The sequence below is a fragment of the Streptomyces sp. SJL17-4 genome (assembly GCF_036826855.1).
In the GTDB taxonomy this organism is placed as follows: Bacteria; Actinomycetota; Actinomycetes; order Streptomycetales; family Streptomycetaceae; genus Streptomyces.
Genome location: NZ_CP104578.1, coordinates 1,609,193 through 1,629,576, shown reverse-complemented (window position 1 = coordinate 1,629,576; position 20,384 = coordinate 1,609,193). Strand labels below are relative to the sequence as shown.

The 20,384-nt window shown below is 73.4% G+C and carries 20 protein-coding genes; 13 read left to right on the top strand and 7 right to left on the bottom strand.

The genetic code is table 11. The annotated features are described in order from the left end of the window. Positions 1-40: 40 nt before the first annotated feature. On the bottom strand, positions 41-1,108 hold the full coding sequence (locus N5875_RS07240; RefSeq protein WP_318212736.1) for a biotin/lipoate A/B protein ligase family protein: 1,068 nt from the start codon (positions 1,106-1,108) through the stop codon (positions 41-43). Between the two features lie 112 nt (positions 1,109-1,220). Here N5875_RS07240 and N5875_RS07235 point away from each other — a divergent pair, with 112 nt between their 5' ends. The 6 genes from N5875_RS07235 (at position 1,221) to N5875_RS07210 (ending at position 7,257) form a co-directional block, all read left to right on the top strand. After that, positions 1,221-2,057 (top strand): inositol monophosphatase family protein, encoded by an 837-nt coding sequence (locus tag N5875_RS07235; RefSeq protein ID WP_338492347.1) that lies wholly within the window; start codon positions 1,221-1,223, stop codon positions 2,055-2,057. A gap of 72 nt (positions 2,058-2,129) precedes the next feature. Beyond that, the gene (locus N5875_RS07230) at positions 2,130-3,557 is read left to right on the top strand and encodes an NAD(P)/FAD-dependent oxidoreductase (RefSeq protein ID WP_338499107.1); all 1,428 of its coding nucleotides are present in this window, start codon (positions 2,130-2,132) and stop codon (positions 3,555-3,557) included. Between the two features lie 9 nt (positions 3,558-3,566). Further along, the gene (locus tag N5875_RS07225) at positions 3,567-4,187 is read left to right on the top strand and encodes an L-threonylcarbamoyladenylate synthase (RefSeq protein ID WP_318212734.1); all 621 of its coding nucleotides are present in this window, start codon (positions 3,567-3,569) and stop codon (positions 4,185-4,187) included. A gap of 176 nt (positions 4,188-4,363) precedes the next feature. Further along, the gene (locus N5875_RS07220; RefSeq protein WP_318212733.1) at positions 4,364-5,125 is read left to right on the top strand and encodes a metallophosphoesterase; all 762 of its coding nucleotides are present in this window, start codon (positions 4,364-4,366) and stop codon (positions 5,123-5,125) included. 134 nt (positions 5,126-5,259) lie between these two features. Then, a complete protein-coding gene (locus N5875_RS07215; RefSeq protein ID WP_338492345.1) occupies positions 5,260-6,735 on the top strand; it encodes an AlkA N-terminal domain-containing protein in 1,476 nt (491 codons plus the stop codon). A 21-nt stretch (positions 6,736-6,756) separates the two neighbouring features. After that, complete coding sequence (locus tag N5875_RS07210) at positions 6,757-7,257, top strand: methylated-DNA--[protein]-cysteine S-methyltransferase (protein ID WP_338492344.1); 501 nt, start codon at positions 6,757-6,759, stop codon at positions 7,255-7,257. On the opposite strand, the gene N5875_RS07205 is transcribed toward N5875_RS07210, so the two are convergent. Further along, positions 7,254-7,973 carry a Sir2 family NAD-dependent protein deacetylase gene (locus tag N5875_RS07205; RefSeq protein WP_318212730.1) on the bottom strand — a complete coding sequence of 240 codons (720 nt, stop codon included), beginning with the start codon at positions 7,971-7,973 and terminating at the stop codon, positions 7,254-7,256. The two genes, N5875_RS07210 and N5875_RS07205, sit on opposite strands and share 4 nt — an antisense overlap. 64 nt (positions 7,974-8,037) lie before the next feature. Between N5875_RS07205 and N5875_RS07200 the strand changes: the two genes are divergently transcribed. Then, the gene (locus N5875_RS07200; protein WP_318212729.1) at positions 8,038-8,241 is read left to right on the top strand and encodes a type II toxin-antitoxin system VapB family antitoxin; all 204 of its coding nucleotides are present in this window, start codon (positions 8,038-8,040) and stop codon (positions 8,239-8,241) included. Positions 8,242-8,248: 7 nt separating this feature from the next. On the opposite strand, the gene N5875_RS07195 is transcribed toward N5875_RS07200, so the two are convergent. Together N5875_RS07195 and N5875_RS07190 are read right to left on the bottom strand one after the other, a co-directional pair. After that, positions 8,249-9,343, bottom strand: a complete 1,095-nt coding sequence (locus tag N5875_RS07195; RefSeq protein WP_338492343.1) for an ADP-ribosylglycohydrolase family protein — start codon at positions 9,341-9,343, stop codon at positions 8,249-8,251. Between the two features lie 55 nt (positions 9,344-9,398). Beyond that, complete coding sequence (locus N5875_RS07190; protein ID WP_318212727.1) at positions 9,399-11,027, bottom strand: BCCT family transporter; 1,629 nt, start codon at positions 11,025-11,027, stop codon at positions 9,399-9,401. Positions 11,028-11,139: 112 nt separating this feature from the next. On the opposite strand from N5875_RS07190, the gene N5875_RS07185 reads away from it, so the two are divergent. Further along, positions 11,140-12,291: a glycerate kinase gene (locus tag N5875_RS07185; protein ID WP_338492341.1), complete on the top strand. Its 1,152-nt coding sequence runs from the start codon at positions 11,140-11,142 to the stop codon at positions 12,289-12,291. 48 nt (positions 12,292-12,339) lie between these two features. Here the strand turns inward: N5875_RS07185 and N5875_RS07180 are convergent, their stop codons facing one another. After that, complete coding sequence (locus N5875_RS07180; protein ID WP_318212725.1) at positions 12,340-12,957, bottom strand: hypothetical protein; 618 nt, start codon at positions 12,955-12,957, stop codon at positions 12,340-12,342. A gap of 35 nt (positions 12,958-12,992) precedes the next feature. Then, the gene (locus N5875_RS07175) at positions 12,993-14,195 is read right to left on the bottom strand and encodes a helix-turn-helix domain-containing protein (protein ID WP_318212724.1); all 1,203 of its coding nucleotides are present in this window, start codon (positions 14,193-14,195) and stop codon (positions 12,993-12,995) included. Between the two features lie 205 nt (positions 14,196-14,400). Here N5875_RS07175 and N5875_RS07170 point away from each other — a divergent pair, with 205 nt between their 5' ends. Genes N5875_RS07170 through N5875_RS07150 form a run of 5 tightly spaced genes read left to right on the top strand, consistent with a single transcriptional unit; the run spans position 14,401 to position 19,498 of the window. Further along, positions 14,401-15,219 (top strand): ABC transporter ATP-binding protein, encoded by an 819-nt coding sequence (locus N5875_RS07170; protein ID WP_318212723.1) that lies wholly within the window; start codon positions 14,401-14,403, stop codon positions 15,217-15,219. Beyond that, on the top strand, positions 15,216-16,130 hold the full coding sequence (locus N5875_RS07165) for an ABC transporter ATP-binding protein (protein ID WP_318212722.1): 915 nt from the start codon (positions 15,216-15,218) through the stop codon (positions 16,128-16,130). The genes N5875_RS07170 and N5875_RS07165 overlap by 4 nt, the downstream gene beginning before the upstream one ends. After that, on the top strand, positions 16,127-17,017 hold the full coding sequence (locus N5875_RS07160) for a branched-chain amino acid ABC transporter permease (RefSeq protein WP_318212721.1): 891 nt from the start codon (positions 16,127-16,129) through the stop codon (positions 17,015-17,017). Before N5875_RS07165 ends, N5875_RS07160 begins: the two co-directional genes overlap by 4 nt. 19 nt (positions 17,018-17,036) lie before the next feature. Then, entirely contained in the window at positions 17,037-18,236 is a 1,200-nt protein-coding gene (locus N5875_RS07155) for a branched-chain amino acid ABC transporter permease (RefSeq protein ID WP_338499105.1), read from the top strand. Continuing rightward, positions 18,233-19,498 (top strand): ABC transporter substrate-binding protein, encoded by a 1,266-nt coding sequence (locus N5875_RS07150; RefSeq protein WP_318212720.1) that lies wholly within the window; start codon positions 18,233-18,235, stop codon positions 19,496-19,498. The genes N5875_RS07155 and N5875_RS07150 overlap by 4 nt, the downstream gene beginning before the upstream one ends. A gap of 4 nt (positions 19,499-19,502) precedes the next feature. Here N5875_RS07150 and N5875_RS07145 read toward each other — a convergent pair whose 3' ends face one another. Next, positions 19,503-20,342, bottom strand: coding sequence for an NAD(P)-dependent oxidoreductase (locus tag N5875_RS07145; RefSeq protein WP_338492339.1), 840 nt, complete (start codon positions 20,340-20,342; stop codon positions 19,503-19,505). Positions 20,343-20,384: the final 42 nt, after the last annotated feature.

Genomic DNA, 20,384 nt, shown 5'->3' with positions numbered 1-20,384 from the left:
CGCCGGGGCCGGGGCCGGGGCGCCGTCCGGAACGGTCCGGCTACGGCACCCGTCCCGTCCACTCCGCCGTCCCGAACTTCGTCTCCGCGAGCTCCTTCGCCCGTGTCAGCTCGTCCTCCGTGACATGACCTTCCGACAGGCCGTACCGGCCCCGGAAGGAGGCGATCATCCGCTCGATGACCGTCTCGCGCGGCAGCCCCGTCTGGCGCCGCAGCGGGTCCACCCGCTTCTTCGCGCTCTTCGTGCCCTTGTCGGAGAGCTTCTCGCGGCCGATCCGCAGCACCTCCGTCATCTTGTCGGCGTCGATGTCGTACGCCATCGTCACGTGGTGCAGGACCGCCCCGTGGCCCGTCACCATCCGCTTCTGCGCCGCGCCCGCGATCTTGCCCGCCTCCGTGGCGATGTCGTTGAGCGGCTGGTACCAGGCCCGGATGCCCATGTCGCCGAGGGCGCCGAGCACCCAGTCGTCGAGGTAGGCGTAGCTGTCGGTGAACGACAGCCCCTGGACGAGGGCGTCGGGCACGGAGAGCGAGTACGTGATCGTGTTGCCCGGCTCGATGAACATCGCCCCGCCACCGCTGATCCGGCGCACCACCTGGATGCCGTGCCGCTCGGCCGCCTCCGGGTCGACCTCGTTGCGGAGGGACTGGAAGCTGCCGATGACCACCGCGGGGGCGCCCCACTCCCAGACCCGCAGGGTCGGCGGCCGGCGGCCCGCCGCCACCTCGGCCGTGATCACCTCGTCGAGCGCCATGTGCAGCGCGGGGGACTGCGGCGGCTCGTGGATCAGCTGCCAGTCGTAGTCGGTCCAGTCCGTGGCGTGGGCGAGTGCCCGGCGGACCGCGACCCCGACCCCCTCCGTGGTCAGGCCGAACATCCGCGTGCCGGGCGGCAGCGCCGCGTCGATCCGTGCCGCGAGCCCGGACGCGTCGGTGTCGACCGGTGCGCCCTCCAGGGCGCGGTCGATCGCCAGGATCGCCTCGTCCGGTTCGAGGAAGAAGTCGCCCGCGACCCGGACGTTCCGCAGGACCCCGTCCTCGGCGTCGAGGTCGACGACCACCAGCTTGCCGCCGGGAACCTTGTACTCACCGTGGTACGCGCCGTGCACGGAACCCTCCCTGCATGTAAGGGGTGAACTCGGCCAAAGGGTACTCCCCGGGGAAACGGGGGGTGACAAGTGCGCCGGTCCGGTTGTCAGTGCCCCGTGCTTAGCTGGACACATGAGTGAAGAGTTCCTTGACCTCGTCCTGGCCGGTCGTACGACCGACGTGGAGGAGGCGGTCCGCAAGGCGGCCGCCGCCGAGATCATGCCGCGCTTCCGGCAGCTCGCCGCCGACGACATCGTCGAGAAGAACGGTCCGCACGACCTGGTCACCGTCGCCGACCGGGCCGCCGAGGCCCATCTCACGGAGGCCCTGACCGCCCTGCTCCCCGGCTCGGTGGTGGTCGGCGAGGAGGCGGTCCACGCCGACCCCGCCGTCTACGACGCCCTGCGCGGCGACGCCCCCGTCTGGATCGTCGACCCCGTCGACGGCACCCGCCAGTTCGTCCACGGCGACCCCGCCTTCTGCACCCTCGTCGCGCTCGCCCAGCACGGCGAGCTGCTCGCCTCCTGGACGTACGCACCGGCCCTCGACGAGTTCGCCGTGGCGGTACGCGGCCGGGGCGCCACGCTCAACGGGCAGCCGCTGCACTCCGGTTCACCCGCCCCCGGCGAGGTCCTGGAGGTCGCCACCTCGCACCCCGACTACACCACCCCGGACCAGAAGCGCGCCCTGCTCGGACTGGTCACCGACGGCGTCAGCCCCCGGCCCTGCGGCTCCGCCGGACTGGAGTACCTGGCCGTGGCGCGCGGCGCGCTCGACGCCACCGCCTTCTCCTGGGAGTACGCGTGGGACCACGCGGCCGGACTGCTCCTCGTCACCGAGGCGGGCGGCACCCACACGACCCTCGCGGGCGAGCCCTACCGGATCGTCGGGGGGAACGCGCTGCCGTTCACCGCGGCCCGGGACGCGACGACCGCCAAGCGGATTCGGAGCCTCCTCGGGGGGCAGTGAGGCCGGCATCAGCACCGGCCTATCCTGGAAGCCTTGGCCATCGGCTGACGAAGGAGTCCGAAGGTGTCGAAGGTGACGTCGATGCTCGATGCCGTCGTCGTGGGGGCGGGGCCCAACGGACTGACCGCCGCCGTCGAACTGGCCCGCCGCGGCTTCTCCGTGGCCGTCTTCGAAGCGAAGCCGACCGTCGGCGGGGGCGCCAGGACCGAGGAGCTCACCCTCCCCGGCTTCCGCCACGATCCCTGCTCCGCCGTGCATCCCCTCGGAGCCGGCTCGCCGGTCTTCGGGACGATGCCGCTGAAGCGGTACGGACTTGAGTGGCTCCACCCCGAACTGCCCATGGCCCACCCCTGGGACGACGGCACGGCCGCCGTCCTCGCCCGCTCGGTCGCCGAGACCGCCGCCTCCTTCGGGCCGCGCGACGCGGGCGCGTACCGCAGGCTCGTTGCCCCCTTCGCCGGCAAGTGGGACACCCTCGCCCGGGACTTCATGCAGCTGCCGCTCACCGCGCTGCCCCGCGACCCGGTCACCCTGGCGCGCTTCGGCCTCGTCGGACTGCCGCCGGCCACCTGGCTGATGCGCCGCTTCCAGGACGAGAAGGCGCGAGGACTGTTCGCCGGGCTCGTCGCCCATGTCATCGCCCCGCTCGGCGGCTTCGCCACCGGCGCCGTCGGCCTGGTCTTCGCGCTCGCCGCCCACGCCGGCGGCTGGCCCGTGCCCCGCGGCGGCTCGCAGTCCATCTCCGACGCCCTCACCGCGTACCTCAAGGACCTCGGCGGCGCCGTCCACACCGACTTCGAGGTCAAGCGGCTCGACGACCTGCCGCCCGCCCGCGCCTACGTCTTCGACACCTCGCCCACGGCCCTCGCCCGGATCGCCGGGTTCGGCGGCCACTACGACCACTACCGGTACGGCGCCAGCGCGTTCAAGATCGACTACGCCCTGGACGGCCCCGTCCCGTGGACCGCCGAGGAGGCCAGGCGCGCCGGAACCGTCCAGGTCGGCGCCACCGCGGGCGAGATCGACACCGCCCTGCACCAGGCCTCCACCGGCACCGCCCCCGACGTGCCCTTCCTCATCACCGCCCAGCCCAGCGTCGTCGACCCCTCCCGCGCCCCCGAGGGCAAGCACGTGTTCTGGGCGTACGGCCATGTGCCGAACGGCTGGACGGGCGACCTCACCGACGCGATCGAGCGTCAGATCGAGCGCTTCGCCCCCGGCTTCCGCGACCGCGTCCTGGCCCGCGCCACCGCGGGACCGCCCCAACTCGCCGAGCGCAACGCCAACTACATCGGTGGCGACATCGCCTGCGGTGCCGCCCGCGGACTCCAGCTCGTCCTGCGCCCCACGCTCTCGCTCCGCCCCTACGCCACCCCGCACCCGGCGGTCTTCCTCTGCTCCTCCGCGACCCCGCCCGGCCCCGGCGTGCACGGCATGTCCGGGCACAACGCGGCGAAGGCGGTCTGGCGCCTGCTGCGCGCCTCCGCCCACAAAAATTAGACTGTCCCCATGGCGAAGTACTTCGACGTGCACCCCGACAACCCCCAGCCGCGCACCATCGGCACGGTGGCCGACAGCATCCGGAACGGTGCGCTCGTCGCGTACCCGACCGACTCCTGCTACGCGCTGGGCACCCGACTCGGAAGCCGGGACGGCATCAGCCGCATCCGGACGATCCGCGACCTCGACGACCGGCATCACTACACGCTCATGTGCCAGAACTTCGCCCAGCTGGGCCAGCTCGTACACATCGACAACGACGTCTTCCGCGCGGTCAAGGCGGCGACCCCCGGCCCGTACACCTTCATCCTGCCCGCGACGAAGGAGGTGCCCCGGGCGCTCCTCCACCCCAAGAAGAAGACGGTCGGCGTCCGTATCCCCGACCACGTCGTCACCCAGGCCCTCCTCGCCGAACTCGGCGAACCACTGCTCTCCAGCACCCTGCTGCTGCCCGACGAGGCGGAGCCGCTCACCCAGGGCTGGGAGATCAAGGAGCGGCTCGACCACCTGGTGGACGCGGTCCTCGACTCCGGCGACTGCGGGACCGAACCCACCACCGTCGTCGACTTCTCCAGCGGCGAGCCCGAGATCCTGCGCCGCGGCGCGGGCGACACCACGCGGTTCGAGTAGCGGACGCGCCCGGAGCGGACCACCGCTCGGGGCCGGCCGGACCAGCGCTCGGGGCGAGCCGGGCCCCACTCGGAGCGAGCGGGCCACCGCTCGCGAAGCGGCCCTTACGGTGCGGACGGTGATCATCGTACGGTCGGGTGGACTTCTGCCACCCGACCGACGGAGGACCGAGCCACGTGATCGTCATCGCGCATGTCAGTGACATCCATGTCGACCTGGAGCAGCGCAGCACCGACCGCACCCGTGCGGTCATGCGCTACCTGGAGGAACTGCCGTACGACCTGGCGGCCGTGCTCGTCACCGGCGACATCGCCGACAATGCGGCAGCGGACGAATACGCCCTCGCCCGGGAGCTGCTGACCTCCCGTCACCCGCTGCTCGTCTGCCCGGGGAACCACGACGACCGCGACGTCTTCCGGAAGGTCCTCCTCCCCGAGACGCTCGGGACGCGTCCGTACGCGCCCGTCAACCAGGTGCTCCGGGGCGAGGGCTTCGTCATCGCCCTCTGCGACTCGTCCGTGCCCGGCAAGCACGAGGGCCACCTCGAGGACGAGACCCTGGAGTGGCTGGACGGCGTCCTCGACGCCACCCCGCGCGACGTGCCCGTCCTCGTCGGCTTCCACCACCCGCCGGTCCCGCTGCACACCCCGTACGTGGACGAGATCCGGCAGTTCGGCGAGGAGCGGCTCGCCGCGCTCGCCGAGCGCCACCCGCACCTGACCGCCTTCCTCGCGGGCCACGCCCACACGGGCGCCGCCACGACCTTCGCCGGACGCCCGCTGCTCGTCGCGCCCGGGGTCGTCTCCTCGATCCGCCTCCCCTGGGAGCGCCCGGTGACGCATCCGCACGTCCACCTCGACCAGCCGCCCGCGCTCGCCTTCCACGTCCTGGGGGACGACGGCAGGCTGACCACCCACTACCGCCCGGTCGTGGTCTGACCTCGCGGGGGTTTCCCGGCCGGTCCGGGCCCGGCCCCGTGGGGGCTTCCCGGTCTCGGCCGGACCTCGGGGTCAGGGACGTCCATGTCGTTTTCTCGCCAGCCCGCGAGCCGTCCGTCCCCGATCCTGGACTCATGCACACCGACACCGAGCGCTGCGTCCGGGCCGTCCAGTCGAAGGACGCCCGCTTCGACGGCGTGTTCTTCACCGCCGTCCGCACCACCCGGATCTACTGCCGGCCCAGCTGCCCTGTCGTCCCGCCCAAGCCCGAGAACATGGAGTTCCACGCCAGCGCCGCCTCCTGCCAGCGCGCCGGATTCCGGGCCTGCAAGCGGTGCCGGCCCGACACCAGCCCCGGCTCGCCCGAGTGGAACGTCCGCGCCGACGCCGTCGCCCGCGCCGTGCGCCTCATCCAGGACGGCGTCGTCGACCGGGAGGGCGTCCCCGGGCTCGCCCGCCGGCTCGGCTGGTCCACTCGCCAGATCGAGCGCCAGCTCCTCGCCGAGCTGGGCGCGGGACCGCTCGCACTCGCCCGCGCCCAGCGCGCCCAGACCGCCCGGGTCCTCATCGAGACGACCCCGATGCCGCTGGGCGAGATCGCCTTCGCGGCCGGGTTCTCCTCGATCCGCACCTTCAACGACACCGTCCGCGAGGTCTTCGCCCTCACCCCGGGGGGGCTGCGCGCCCGTGCTGCCCGCCCGGCCGCCGACCGGGCGCCCACCCCCGGGGTGATCAGCCTCCGGCTGCCGTTCCGCGCCCCGCTGGAGCCCTCCAACCTCTTCGGTCACCTCGCCGCGACCGCCGTCCCCGGCGTGGAGGAGTGGCGCGACGGCGCCTACCGCCGGACCCTCGCCCTCCCGTACGGGCACGGCATCGTCGCCCTCTCGCCCCGCGCCGACCACATCGCCTGCCGGCTCTCCCTCACCGACCCCCGTGACCTCACCCACGCCATCAGCCGCTGCCGCCGGCTCCTCGACCTCGACGCCGACCCCGTCGCCGTCGACGAGCGGCTGCGCGCCGACCCGCTGCTCGCGCCGATCGTCGACACCGCCCCCGGCCGGCGGGTGCCCGGCACCGTCGACCCCGCCGAGTTCGCCGTCCGGGCCGTCCTCGGCCAGCAGGTCTCCACCGCCGCCGCCCGCACCCACGCCGCCCGCCTCGTCACCGCACACGGCACCCCCGTCGACGACCCCGAGGGCGGCCTCACCCACCTCTTCCCGAGTCCCGGGGCGCTCGCCGCCCTCGACCCGGAGACCCTGGCCCTGCCCCGCAGCCGTCGTACGACGCTCCTCACCCTGGTCGGGGCGCTCGCGGACGGCTCGCTCTCCCTCGGCCCCGCGGACGACCGGGAGGAGGCCCGCGCCCGGCTGCTCGCCCTGCCCGGGTTCGGCCCCTGGACCACCGAGATCATCGCCATGCGCGCCCTCGGCGACCCGGACGCCTTCCTCCCCGGCGACCTCGGCGTCCGCCGCGCCGCCGAGGGCCTCGGCCTCCCCGGCACACCGGCCGCGCTCACCGTCCGGGCGGCGCACTGGCGCCCCTGGCGGGCGTACGCCGTCCAGTACCTCTGGGCGACCGACGACCACCCGATCAACCACCTGCCCGCGTAAAGGACCGTGAGGACCCCTCCCATGCCCGCCATCCAGCACACCGTCGTGGACAGCCCGTACGACCCGCTGACCCTCGTCGCCGTCGACGGCGTCCTCAGCCGCGTCCACATGACCGGCCAGCGCCACCGTCCGCCGGAGGAGACCTTCGGCGAGCCCGACCCGCGCCCCTTCGGGGAGGCGATCCGCCAGCTCGACGCCTACTTCGCGGGTGAACTCACCGAGTTCGACCTGCCGTTGAACCTGATCGGCACCGACTTCCAGCTCAGGGTCTGGGAGGAGCTGTGCCGCATCCCGTACGGGGAGACCCGTACGTACGGCGAACTCGCCGAGCTCCTCGGCAAACCGAGCGCCTCCCGCGCCGTGGGCCTCGCCAACGGCAAGAACCCCGTCGGCATCATCGTCCCCTGCCACCGGGTGATCGGGGCCGGCGGCGGCCTCACCGGCTACGGCGGCGGCCTGGACCGCAAGCAGCGGCTGCTCGCCTTCGAATCGGGTACGGCGGAACCGGCCGCCCTCTTCTAGCGGAGCCGGTCGAGGAGGGCGGGCAGCGCCGTGCCGATCGGCTCGCGTACGACCTCGTCGGCGACGGGGTCGTACGGGGTGGGCTCGGCGTTCACGATGATCAGCCGGGCGCCGTGCTCGGCCGCGATCCCCGCGAGGGAGGCCGCCGGCTGGACCTGCAGGCTGCTGCCGACCACGACGAACACCTCGGTGGCCTTGGCGATCGACATGGCGTTGCCGAGCACCACCGGATCGAGCCGCTGCCCGAACATCACCGTCGCCGACTTCAGGATCCCGCCGCACACCCGGCACGGCGGGTCGTCCTCACCGGCCCGTACCCGGTCGAGCGCCTCCGCCATCGCCGAGCGCGCGTGGCAGGCCGTGCACACCACCGACCGTGCCGAGCCGTGGAGTTCGAGGACCTTCCGTTCGGGCACCCCGGCGGCCTGGTGCAGGCCGTCCACGTTCTGCGTGATCACCCGCAGCGCGTTGCCGCTCGTCCGCTCGTACCCGGCGATCGCGCGGTGCGCCACGTTCGGCTCCGCGCTCAGCACCGGACCGTCGAGCCGCATCCGCCACGAGCGGCGGCGGATCTCGGGATCGGCCATGTACGGCCCGTACGTGACGAGCCGCTCGGCCTCGGGATCCTTCCGCCACATGCCGTTCGGACCCCGGTAGTCGGGGATGCCCGAGTCGGTGGAGATACCGGCGCCACTGAGGATCGCGACCATCGTCATGCAACGACCCTAGGCATCACCGAACCGCTCCCGCGAGCGGGTTTCCCGATGCTAGGTTCCCGCCATGGCCAAGGTGAACATCGGACTCGACGCCGAACTCGTCGTGGAAGTCATGGTCCTGGCCGGTATCGGCAACCCCCAGGACGCCGTCGAGGCGGTCGTCCGCGACTACATCGCGCGCGGCCACCGCACCGAGGCACGAGCCGTCAGCCGCGACGAGGCCGAGCGCACCGGTGAGGTCATCCAGCCGGAGCCGCCCCAGGGGTGACGTGGCATCAGGTCCTCTCGGTCAGTCGCACCGTCCGCTCCGCCAGTTCACGGATCCCGACCCCGTCGAAGCCGAAGACGGCGCTGCGCACCCGGTCCCGCAGCGGCTCCGACCACTGCGGCGGGAGCGCCGCCGCCCCGCATCTCACCCCCGCCACCGAACCGGCCGTCGCGCCGTTGGAGTCCGTGTCCAGGCCGCCGCGCACGGTCAGGGCGATCGTGCGGGTGAAGTCCCCCTCCCCGTACAGGAGTCCGGCGGTCAGCACGGCCGCGTTGGGGACGGTGTGGATCCAGCCCAGCCCCGCCGTCCGCTCCGCCTGTGTCGTCAGCGTCGCCGACCACGCGAGGCCCGCCTCGTGCAGCGCCATCGTGTCCCGTACGGTCCGGGCGAACCGGCAGCTCGCCGGGATCCGCTCCAGGGCCGTCTCCAGGGCGGACCGGATGTCCGGCGCGGTGAACGCCGCCGCGATCAGCGCCGCCGCCCACATCGCCCCGTACACCCCGTTCCCGGTGTGCGAGAGGACCGCGTCCCGCCGGGCCAGCGAGGCGGCCCGGCGCGGATCCCCCGGACTGGTCCAGCCGTGGATGTCGGCCCGGATCAGCGCACCGATCCACTCCTGGTACGGATTGTCGTACGTGGCCGTCAGCGGCGGCCTCAGTCCGTTGGCCAGGTTCCGGTACGCGGCCCGCTCGGCCGTGAAGGTCTGGAGGTACGGCATCCGCAGCAGCCACTCCCGACCCACCTGCTCGGTCGTGAACGCGGAGCCGTACGTCTCCAGGAGCCGCAGCCCCAGGATCGACCAGTCGATGTCGTCGTCCCGGCAGCTGCCGTCGATCCCGCCGCGCACGCACTGCCGCCACTCGGGGCGCAGCTCGAAACCGGAGGCGCCGGGCGGCGGGGCCGGCAGGTAGTCGGTGAGCGGGAGCGCGTCGGTCAGCCGCAGATAGGCGTCGATGCGCTCCCGGGTCCAGTGGTCGCCCTGTTCCACGGGCTTGCCCAGCATGTTCCCGGCGATCCGGCCGGTCCAGCCGCCCAGGACACGGTCCGCGAGTTCCTCGTGCGGGGGTACCCCCTGGGCGGCTTCCCCGTGCGTGAGGCCCATACCTCCGGTGTACCGAATCCGGCGGTCGACCGCGCGCCGAGCGGCGGCCGGCCGGTCAGCGGTGGTGACGGTCGCCGCCCTGCTCGGTCATCGCCTCGCCGACCAGGGTCCGTACCGCGTCCCGCAGACCGTGCAGGGCATGGTGCCGGGACGGGCCCGCGCCGGGGTCCTCGCGCAGTTCCTTCAGGAGCGCCCAGCACAGCACCAGCATCACCACCACGAACGGCAGCGCCACCAGGATCGTCGCCGTCTGGAGCGAGTTCAGACCGCCCACCACGAGCAGCACCGCAGCCACGGCGGCCATCAGGACACCCCAGCTCACCACCAGCCAGGTCGGCGGGTGCAGCGAGCCCCGGCTGGTCAGGGAACCCATCACGAGCGAGGCCGAGTCCGCGCTGGTGATGAAGTACGTCATGACCAGGAGCATCGCCACGACCGAGGTGACCGTGCCGATCGGCAGCGCCTCCAGCATCGCGAACAGCGAGGCCTCCGCCCCGTCCTCGACCGCCGTCGCCAGGTCCGCCGCGCCCGTGGACTCCAGCCGGATCGCCGTACCGCCCATCACGCAGAACCAGATCACCGTCGCCCCGGAGGGGACGAGCAGCACGCCCATCAGGAACTCCCGGATCGTACGGCCGCGCGAGATCCGGGCGATGAAGGTGCCGACGAACGGTGCCCAGGACAGCCACCACGCCCAGTAGAAGATCGTCCACGCCCCGAGCCAGGCACGGTCGGTGAACGCGCCCGTGCGGCTCGCCATCGGCAGCAGCTCGTGCAGATAGCCGCCGATGGAGGCCGGGATGGTGTCCAGGATGTAGACCGTCGGACCGAGCAGGAAGACGAAGATCATCAGGCAGCCCGCGAGGACGATGTTCAGCGTCGAGAGCCACTTCACGCCCTTGTGGAGCCCGGAGAACGCCGACAGGACGAAGGCCGCGGAGAGCGCCACGATGATGATCAGCTGGGTCGATGTGGAGTTCTCCACGTCCATGGTCAGATTCAGGCCCTCGGCGACCTGGAGGGCGCCGAGCCCCAGGCTCGTCGCCGTGCCGAACACCGTCGCGAACACCGCGAGCAGATCGATCGCCCTGCCCTGCCAGGATCCGGCCCTGCGGGACCCGATCAGCGGCACGAACGCGGAGCTCAGCCGGTTGCCGCGGCCCTTGCGGAAGCCCGCGTACGCCAGGGCGAGCCCGGCGATGCCGTAGATCGCCCACGGGGTCAGCGTCCAGTGGAAGAACGAGTACTCCAGTGCCGTACGCGCCGCCGGGCCGGTCCCCGCCGGGACGCCGGTCGCCGGGGGAGGGCTCAGGAAGTGCGTGAGCGGCTCCCCGACCCCGTAGAACATCAGGCCGATGCCCATGCCGGCGCTGAACATCATCGCGATCCACGCCAGATTCGTGAACTCGGGCTCCGAGTCGTCCGCGCCCAGCCGGATCCGGCCGAAACGGCTCAGCGCGATCACCACGCACAGCACCAGGAACGTGTCGGCGGCGACCACGAACAGCCAGGCGAAATTGTCGAGCACCCACCGCAGGGCCGAGGACGAGGCGCGGTCGAAGGAGTCCTCGCCGAGTGCCGCCCAGGCGACGACGGCCACGACCGCCGCCATCCCGATGCCGATGACCTTGCCGTCGGGCGTGTGCTGCTCCCGCGGTGCCCGTTCGAGTGGTTCCGTACTCATGTGGCCCCACTATGGTGCGAAATATCCGCCGATCCGGGGGTGGCACGCCGTCCGGCGGTACGGATAGGGTCGGCCTCGGCGCGACTGCACGTTCGAAAGCAAGGGATGCAAGGTGACGGACGGGGCAGCAACTCAGGTCGCTCACGTGCTCGTGGCGGCCGACAAGTTCAAGGGCTCGCTCACGGCCGTGCAGGTCGCGGAGCGGGTCACAGCAGGACTGCGACGGGTGATCCCGGAGCTCACGGTGGAGACCCTGCCCGTCGCGGACGGCGGCGACGGCACCGTCGCGGCGGCCGTCGCGGCCGGGTTCGAACGCCGCGAGGTCCGGGTGACGGGGCCGCTCGGCGAACCGGTCACCGCCGCCTTCGCGCTGCGCGACACCACCGCGGTCGTCGAGATGGCCGAGGCCTCCGGCCTCCAGCTCCTCCCGGCCGGCGTGTTCGCCCCGCTGACCGCGACCACGTACGGCTCCGGTGAACTGCTCCGCGCGGCGCTCGACGCCGGCGCGACCACCGTCGTCTTCGGCGTCGGCGGCAGCGCCACCACCGACGGCGGCGCCGGCATGCTCGCCGCGCTCGGCGCCCGCTTCCTCGACGCGTCCGGCGCCCCCGTGGGCCCCGGGGGCGCGGCCCTCGCCGACCTCGCCACGGCCGACCTCACCGGCCTCGACCCCCGCTTCGCCTCGGTCGACCTGATCCTCGCGAGCGATGTCGACAACCCGCTCACCGGGCCCAAGGGCGCCCCCGCGGTCTACGGACCGCAGAAGGGCGCCACGCCCGACGACGTCCGGACCCTGGACGCGGCCCTCGCCCACTTCGCCACCGTCCTGGAGAAGGCCATCGGCCCCAAGGCGGCCGAGGCGGCCCTCGCCCCCGGCGCGGGCGGCGCGGGCGGCATCGGCTACGGCGCGCTCATCCTCGGCGCGAGCTTCCGGCCCGGCATCGAGCTGATGCTGGAGGTCCTCGGCTTCGCGCCCGCCCTGGAGCGCGCGACCCTGGTCATCACCGGCGAGGGCTCCCTCGACGAGCAGACCCTGCACGGCAAGGCCCCGGCGGGCGTCGCCGCCGCGGCGCGCGCGGCCGGCAAGGAGGTCGTCGCGGTCTGCGGCCGCCTGGCCCTCCCCCCGGAGGCCCTGGGCACGGCCGGCATCCGCCGCGCGTACCCCCTCGCGGCCCTGGAGCCGGACCCGGCCACGTCCATGGCGAACGCGGGCCCGCTCCTGGAGGACGTGGCGGCGAGCATCGCGCGGGACTTCCTGCGGTAACGCCCCCGGCCGACCGCCGCCCTCCGGGGCGGCGGACCCACGCCGTTCCTAAGGCACCGACAGCTCGCGCTCCGGCTTCCCGGTGCGCGCGTCGAGACGTACGGTCGTCACCCTCCCGCCCCCGGTCGTGAGGACCAGGGCGTCGGGCCCCGACCAGGCCACGTTCGCCAGTACGCCGTCGGCGGCGTCGCCGTTGAAGGTCCCGACGGGCCACTGGCGCGCGGTGAGCCCCGACCCGTCCACGACCGACACCCGCCACAGCGGGTCGATCATCACCGAGCCCTCCTCCACCACGACGTACCGGTCCGCGCCCCCCGGCGCGGCCGTCCGGCCCGTCTCCTCCCAGTTGCCGCCGATCATCGGGAAGGCGACCAGCAGGAACCACACGACAACGATGACCGCCGCCGCACACACGGCGAGCACCCGCCTCCGGACCGCAGGCCGGTCCGACAGCAGCCGCACCGCCGCACCGAGCAGCACGACCGCCACGAGGAAACCCGGCCAGCGGTACTCGAAGGCGGTGACCAGGACGAGGAGCCCCGTCGACTCCGCCAGCCATGGCCCCACCAGGCAGCCGACTCCCGCCGTCACCGCACCCGTCAGGAGTGCCCGCCCGAGGAGCCTGTTCCGCGGGCGGTCCGTACGTATGTCCACAGTGATCGTCACGGAGGCATCCTGACACCTCCGTCCCTCCCGGCCCCTCAACCCCCCGATGCCGTCAGCCGGAACGCGTCCAGCGCCAGCGTCATCTCCGTCAGATCCCGCGGCCGCGAAAGCGACCGCGCCGTCAACTGCTCCAGCCGCCGCAGCCGGTTGAAGACCGTGTTCCGGTGGCAGTACAGCCGGCCCGCCGCCCGGCCCGCCGAACCCTCGCAGTCCAGCCACGCGTCCAGTGTCTCCAGGAGCACCGCCCGGTCCGCCGGGTCCAGTTCGAGCAGACCGCCCAGGACGTCCGAGACCAGCAGGTGCGCCACCTCCGGCTGGCCGACCACCAGCGCGCCCGCCATCCGCCGGTCGAGCCGTACGATCTCGCGGCTCCCCGGCGGACACGTCCGCAGCGCCAGCTCGGCGAGCCGCCGCGCCCGGCCCAGCTCGGTCAGGCCCACCACCACCGGACTGATCCCACCGGGACCCGGACACCGCCCGTCGAGGAGTTCCGACAGCGCGTCCAGACCGGTGTCCCCGGCGAGCGCCACCACTCCCAGCTCACAGTCGGCCCCCATCCGCCACAGGAACCGCACGCCCTCACCCTGCACCTGCCGGTGGAACAGCTCCCGCTCCTCCCGCCGGTCGTAGCGCAGCATCACCACCGCGTACCGACCCTGCTCCGGCAGGTCCAGGCCGGCCGCGGCCCGCGCCACCAGCTCGGGTGACCGCTGGCCCTGGAGCAGCGCGTCGAGAAGCGCCTGGAGCTGCTCGTCCGTGCGGCGGCGCAGTTCGAGCTCCGTCGTCCGGTACGCCTCCGACGCCGTGTCCGCCTGCGCGTCCACCGCCGACCACACCGTCGTCGCCGACTGCATCAGCGCCGCCAACTGTGCCGTGTCCGTCCCCGCGCCCTCGATCAGCGCGTCCCAGACCAGATGCCCGGCGTGCCGGTAGGCGTGCACGACCAGTTCGAGCGGCATGCCCTGCGCGGCCCGCCGCCGGCCCATCTCGTCCGCGTGCTCCAGGTCCCGCCGGGGCGAGCTCCGGGGCGCCGAGATCATCTCGATCCCGATGCGTATCGCCTCCTCGGCCTCCTGCCAGTGCTGGTCGTACGGCAGGATCCGCCCGTAGGCGGGCTCGTACGCGTGGAGTTCCCTCAGATGCTCGTCCACCAGCTCCGGCACCCGCTCCAGAAGCGCCGTGCACGCCTGCGCGAGCACCTTCCAGTCGTCACCGGTCCGCCGTCTGCGCCGTCCCATGACCGGAGGATCCACCGCCGCGGCCCCCTCCGCACAGCCCTGACGCGCAGCGTTGTGCGCATGCACAGCCCTTCGGCGCGCCCGCTGGTCACCGGCAGCGATTCGGCCGCGGGCCGTGGACGCGCGGTCCGGCGCGGTGTTGGGGTGAGCGCCATCGAACGGCCGAGTAACAAGAATCGGCCGGGAAACCCGGAAAAGGGGAACCATGGGAGGTACCGCACCCGCCCTTCAGGTGACGGACCTGACGGCGGGATACGGACCGGTACACGCCTTGCGGCAGGTGTCGCTGACCGTGCCGGCGGGTGAGGTCGTCACCGTCCTCGGAGCCAACGGAGCCGGCAAGTCGACGCTGCTGCGGGCGGTCTCGCGCACCCTCCGGTTCCACGGCGGCGCCGTGGTCTCCGGCACGGTGCGCCGCGACGGCCGGCCGCTCGACGGGCTGCCGCCCGACCGCGTCGTCGCGGCCGGCGTCTCCCAGGTGCCCGAGGGCCGCCAGGTCTTCGCCCGGATGACGGTCGAGGACAACCTGCGCGCCGGAGCGCTCGGCAGCCGCGGAGGTCGGGCGGCGAGGACAGCCTCGCTCCGCCGGGTCCACGAGCTCTTCCCGGTCCTCGCGGAGCGGGCCCGCCAGCCCGCCGGGCTGCTCTCCGGCGGCGAGCAGCAGATGCTGGCCGTCGGCCGCGCCCTGATGGCCGCGCCGGGCCTGCTCCTGCTCGACGAACCCTCGCTCGGACTCGCCCCGCTGATGGCGGCCCGGATCGCGGACGCCGTCCGGGAGATCAACGCCCAGGGCACGGCGGTGCTGCTCGTCGAGCAGAACGCGGCGCTCGCCCTGCGGCTCGCCTCCCGCGCGTACGTCCTGGAGGTCGGCGAGGTCACCCTCTCCGGCCCGGCCGCCGAACTCGCCGCCTCCGACGAGGTACGCCGCCGCTATCTGGGCGTGGTCGACGAGGACGCCGCCGCCGACGCGGCCCGCGCCCGCGCCACGCACCCGGTCCTGTCCCGCTGGGAGGAATCCCGATGACCCCGCAGACCCCACAGCCCCCGCAGACCCCGGAGCCCCCGGAGGCCGCGCGGATCCCGGAGGCCGCGCGGACCCCGGAGTCCCCGCCCCCGCCCCGGCCCCCGGCCGCCGGGCCGGAGCACGTGGCCCCCGCCCCCGACGTCCCCGCCCTCGAAGTCCGCGACCTCACCGTCCGCTTCGCCGGCCTCACCGCCCTCGACGCCGTCGGCTTCACCGTCCGGCCCGGCACCGTGCACGCCCTCATCGGGCCCAACGGCGCCGGGAAGTCCACCTGCTTCAACGTCCTCTCCGGTGTCTACCGCGCCACCGAGGGCTCCGTCCGCCTCGGCCCGCACGAGCTGACCGCCCTGCCCCCGCACCGGATCGCGGACCTCGGCGTCGGCCGGATCTTCCAGAACCTGGCCCTGCCGCCCCGCGCCACCGTCGAGGACAGCCTGATGCTCGGCCGCCACCGGCTGACCCGTACCGGCTTCGTCGCCGCCGGACTCCGCCTCCCCTCCGCCGCCCGCGAGGAGGCGCGCCACCGTGCCCGGGTCCGGGAGATCGCCGCCTTCGTCGGCCTGGAGCAGCAGCTCGGGCGACCGGCGGGCTCGCTCCCGTACGGGCAGCAGAAGCTCGCCGAACTGGCCCGCGCGCTCTGCATGGAGCCGAAGCTGCTGCTGCTCGACGAGCCCGTCGCCGGGATGACCGCCGACGAGCGGCGCCGGACCGCCTCGGTCATCGCCGGGGTCCGCGACAGCCTCGGCATCTCGGTGCTCCTCGTCGAGCACGACATGGGCCTGGTGATGCGGCTCGCCGACTCCGTCACCGTCCTCGACTTCGGCCGCCGGATCGCCGACGGGGCCCCCGGCGACGTCCAGAACGACCCGGCGGTCGTCCGCGCCTACCTCGGAGAGGAGTCCGCCGCGTGAGCACGTTCGCCGAGTTCCTGATCAACGGCATCTCACTGGGCTCGATCTACGCCCTCATCGCCCTCGGATTCGTGGTCATCTTCCGGGCCACCGAGGTCGTCAACTTCGCCCACGCCTCCCTTCTCCTCGCGGGCGGTTACGTCACCGCCGTCCTCCACGACGACATCGGCTTCTGGCCCGCGCTGCTCGCCGGCATCGCGGGCGCGGCGGTGGTCGGAGCGGCCGTCGAGTTCCTCGTGATGCGCCGTCACCGGGGCACCGACCACAGCGTCCTCGCCATCGTCACCATCGGGGTCGACATCCTGCTCGCCACCGAACTGACCCGCCGGATCGGCACCGACATCCTCGCCCTCGGCGACCCGTGGGGTGATGCCGTCGTCACCGTCGGAGGGGTCACCATCGCGGAGACCCGGATCGCCGCGCTGCTCGTCGCGGGCCTCCTCATCACCGCCTTCCTGCTCGCCTTCCGGTACACCTCCTGGGGCGTCGCCATGCGGGCCGCCGCCGAGAACCAGGAGACCGCCGCCCTCATGGGCATCCGGCTCGGCCGGGTCTCGATCGGCGCCTGGGCGGTCGCCGGCGGTCTCGCAGCCGTCGCCGCGCTCTTCCTCACCGTCTTCCCGACCCCGGGCCTGGAGCGGGCCACCTCGCTCGCCGCGCTCAAGGCCTTCCCCGCCGCCATCCTCGGTGGCCTCGACTCCACGACGGGCGCCCTCGTCGGCGGCCTCCTCGTCGGCGTCACCGAGTCCCTCGCCACCGGCTACCAGGGCGACCTGGCGTTCCTCGGCCGGGGGATCGGCGACCTGGCCCCGTATCTCGTCATGGTCGCGGTGCTCCTGATCCGCCCGGCCGGACTCTTCGGCACGAAGGAGCTCGCCCGTGTCTGAGACCCTCGCCCGGAGCGGCCTGCGGGTCGGCACCCCCGCGCTGTACGTGGGGGCCGCCGCCGGCCTCGTCCTCCTCGTGCTGCCCTTCTACCTGGACCGGTTCTGGCTCCAGGCGGGCCTCTTCGCGATGGCCGCCGCCCTCGGCGCGATCGGCATCAACCTGCTGACCGGCGCCACCGGACAGCTCTCCATGGGACACGCCTTCTTCCTCGCCGTCGGCGCCTACGGCTACTGCGCCTTCGCCGGGGACGGGGCCGACGGGCTCGCCGGGCTCGGCCTGCCCGGCTGGCTCGCCGCCGTCCTCGCGGTCGCCCTCTCGGGCCTGGCCGGCGGGGTGTTCAGCCCCATCGCGGGACGGCTGCGGGGCGCGTACCTCGGCATCGCCACCCTCGCGCTGATCTTCATCGGCCAGCACGTCCTCTTCAACGCCCACGACCTCACGGGCGGCTACAACGGCCGCGCGGTCCCGCCGCTCTCCCTCTTCGGCCTCACCTTCGACGACACCGAACTCCTCGTCGCCCAGGTCCCGTTCGGGGCGGTGGAGAAGCTCTGGTACCTCGGTCTCGTCCTGCTCCTCGGCGGGGTGCTCTTCGCCCGCGGCGTCCTCCGGGGCCGCCCGGGACGCGCGATGAACGCCATCCGCGACCACCGGATCGCCGCCGGCGTCATGGGCATCCCGGTCGCCCGCTACCGCGCCGCCGTCTTCGTCCTGTCCTCCATGTACGCGGGCCTCGCCGGTGTCCTGCTCGCCCTGGTCTTCCAGCGCACGGTGCCGGAGTACTTCGGCATGGCGCTCTCCCTCGAATACCTGGCCATGATCGTCATCGGCGGTCTCGGCTCGGTCGCGGGAGCGGTCGCCGGAGGCGTCTTCGTCTCCCTCCTGCCGCAGCTCCTCAACCGCTACAGCGACGCGCTCCCGCTGGTCTCCGCCCCCGGAACGGGCGGCATCGCGCCGGGGGAGGCCGCGCGCTACCTGTACGGCGCCGCCGTCGTCGCGGTGGTCCTGTTCCTGCCCGGAGGCCTCGCCCGGCTCGCGGCGCGAAGGCCCGGCGAACCCGGCAGCGGCAAGAACCCCAACAACCCCACGAACCCCCAAAGCCCCACGAACCCCCAAAGCCCTACGAACCCCGAGAGCCCCACGAACCCCGAGAGCCCCACAAGCCCCAAAGACCCCACCCACACCCCGACCACCACCGAACCCTCAGGGGAGGCACGATGAACCACAGACGACAGGCCGTGCGGGGCCTGGCCGCCGCGCTCGCCGCACTGGTCGCCCTCACCGCCGCCGGATGCAGCTCCAAGGCCAAGACCGGCGACGGCAAGCAGACCGGCGCGGGCGGGGTGAAGACCGGCGAGGGCGTCACCGACAAGACGATCTCGCTCGGCGCGCTCACCGACATGACCGGCGTCTACGCCACCCTCGGCAAGAGCGTCACCCAGGCCCAGCAGCTGTACGTGAAGCAGGTCAACGCCGCCGGAGGGATCTGCGGGCGGCAGCTGGAACTGACGGTCCGCGACCACGGTTACGACCCGCAGAAGGCGCTCGCCGCCTACACCGAACTGGAGCCGAAGGTCGTCGGCTACACCCAGTTCATCGGCTCCCCGTTCGTCGCCGCCGTCAAGCCCCGGGTCGACACCACGGACAAGGGCCTCGTCCTCCCGCAGGCCTGGTCGGCCTCGCTGCTCGGCTCCCCGTACATCCGCGTCCTGGGCGCCACGTACGACGTGGAGACCATCAACGCCGTGGACTTCCTGCTCAAGGAGAAGGGCCTGAAGTCGGGTGACAAGCTCGGCCACGTCTACTTCGAGGGCGACTACGGCGAGAACGCGCTCAAGGGCTCGAAGTACGCGGCGGAGAAGGCGGGCCTGACCGTCGTCGAGCAGAAGATCAAGCCCACCGACAATGACATGTCGGCGCAGGTCGCGGCCCTCAAGCAGGCCGGGGTCAAGGCCATCGTCATCAGCGCTGGCCCCCGCCAGGCCGCCTCCCTCGTCGGAGTCGCCGCCGCCACCGGCCTGAAGGTCCCCGTCGTCGGCAACAACTCGGCCTTCGCGCCGCAGCTCCTCGGCACCCAGGCGGGACCCGCGCTGGAGAAGATGTACTGGTTCGCCTCCCCGAGCCTCCCCATCGGCGCGGACACCCCCACCGCCAAGAAGCTGGTCGCGGACTACAAGGCCGCCTACCCGAGCGACTCCCTCGACAACGGCATCGTCGCCGGCTGGACCGCGGCGAGCGTCTTCGGCGAGGCCCTGAAGAAGGCCTGCGAGAGCAAGGACCTCACCCGTGACGGTGTCGGCAAGGCACTCCTGACACTGACGTCCTACGACGCCGGCTTCGGGATGAGCCACAACCTCGGCGACCCCAAGGCCCCGTCGTCCCGGGAGTCCGTCATCATCCAGCCGGACAAGAAGGTCCCCGGCGGCATGCGCACGGTCCGGGAGCCCTTCGTCGCGGACGCCGCCACGTCCTACACGCCCTGACCGGTCAGCCCCGGCCCTGGTCCGCGAAGCCCGTCCGCCAGGACGGGCGGGCCGGGGCCCAGCCCAGGGCACGGGCGCGGGCGTTCACCGCGCCCCGCGCCCAAGGCGCCCCGCCCTCGCTCCGGCGGGGCGCGGGCACACCCAGCGCCTCGGCCAGGACCGGCAGCCAGGCGTGACCGGGCGCGGGCTCGTCGTCCACCACGTTGTACGCGCCCGAGGGCCACGAGAGAGCCCGTACGGCCGCCTCGGCGGCATCGGCGACGTGCACGAAGGAGCTCACGGCGTCGTCCGCCGCCGTGCTCCCGAGGAACCGGGCCGCCGGGTCCCCGGCGAGCGCCGCGGCCACGGCGCCACCCGCGGCGTACCAGGTTCCGGGGCCGTACAGGATGCCGTAGCGCAGGACCACGGCCTCCGGCAGTTCGGCCGCCACGGACTCCAGGGCCCGCACCCCGGCGACGATCCGGGACCGGGGCGCCTCCTCGGTCGGATCGAGCGGTACGGACTCGTCCGCCGGTCCGTCCCCGGGGGCGTACGCCCAGCTGATCGACTGCGCGACGATCCGCCGCACACCGGCCGCGCGCGCCGCGTCCACGAGGTTCCGGGTGCCGTCGACCCTGATCCGGTTGTTCGCGGCACCGTCCGCCGACCCGAGATCCGTCAGCTGGTGGACCACCGCGTCCGGCGCCGCCTCGGCCACCGCCCGGTGCACCGCCCCGGCGTCCAGGACGTCCACGGGGCGCGGTCCGCGCCGGGAGATCCCCACGACCTCGTGGCCGGCCTCCTCGAGGAGGGGCACGAGCTGACGACCGACGGCGCCCGTGGCGCCCGCGACGAGTACACGCATGATCCACAGCCTAGAAGATCGTCACACGCCGGAAACAACGCG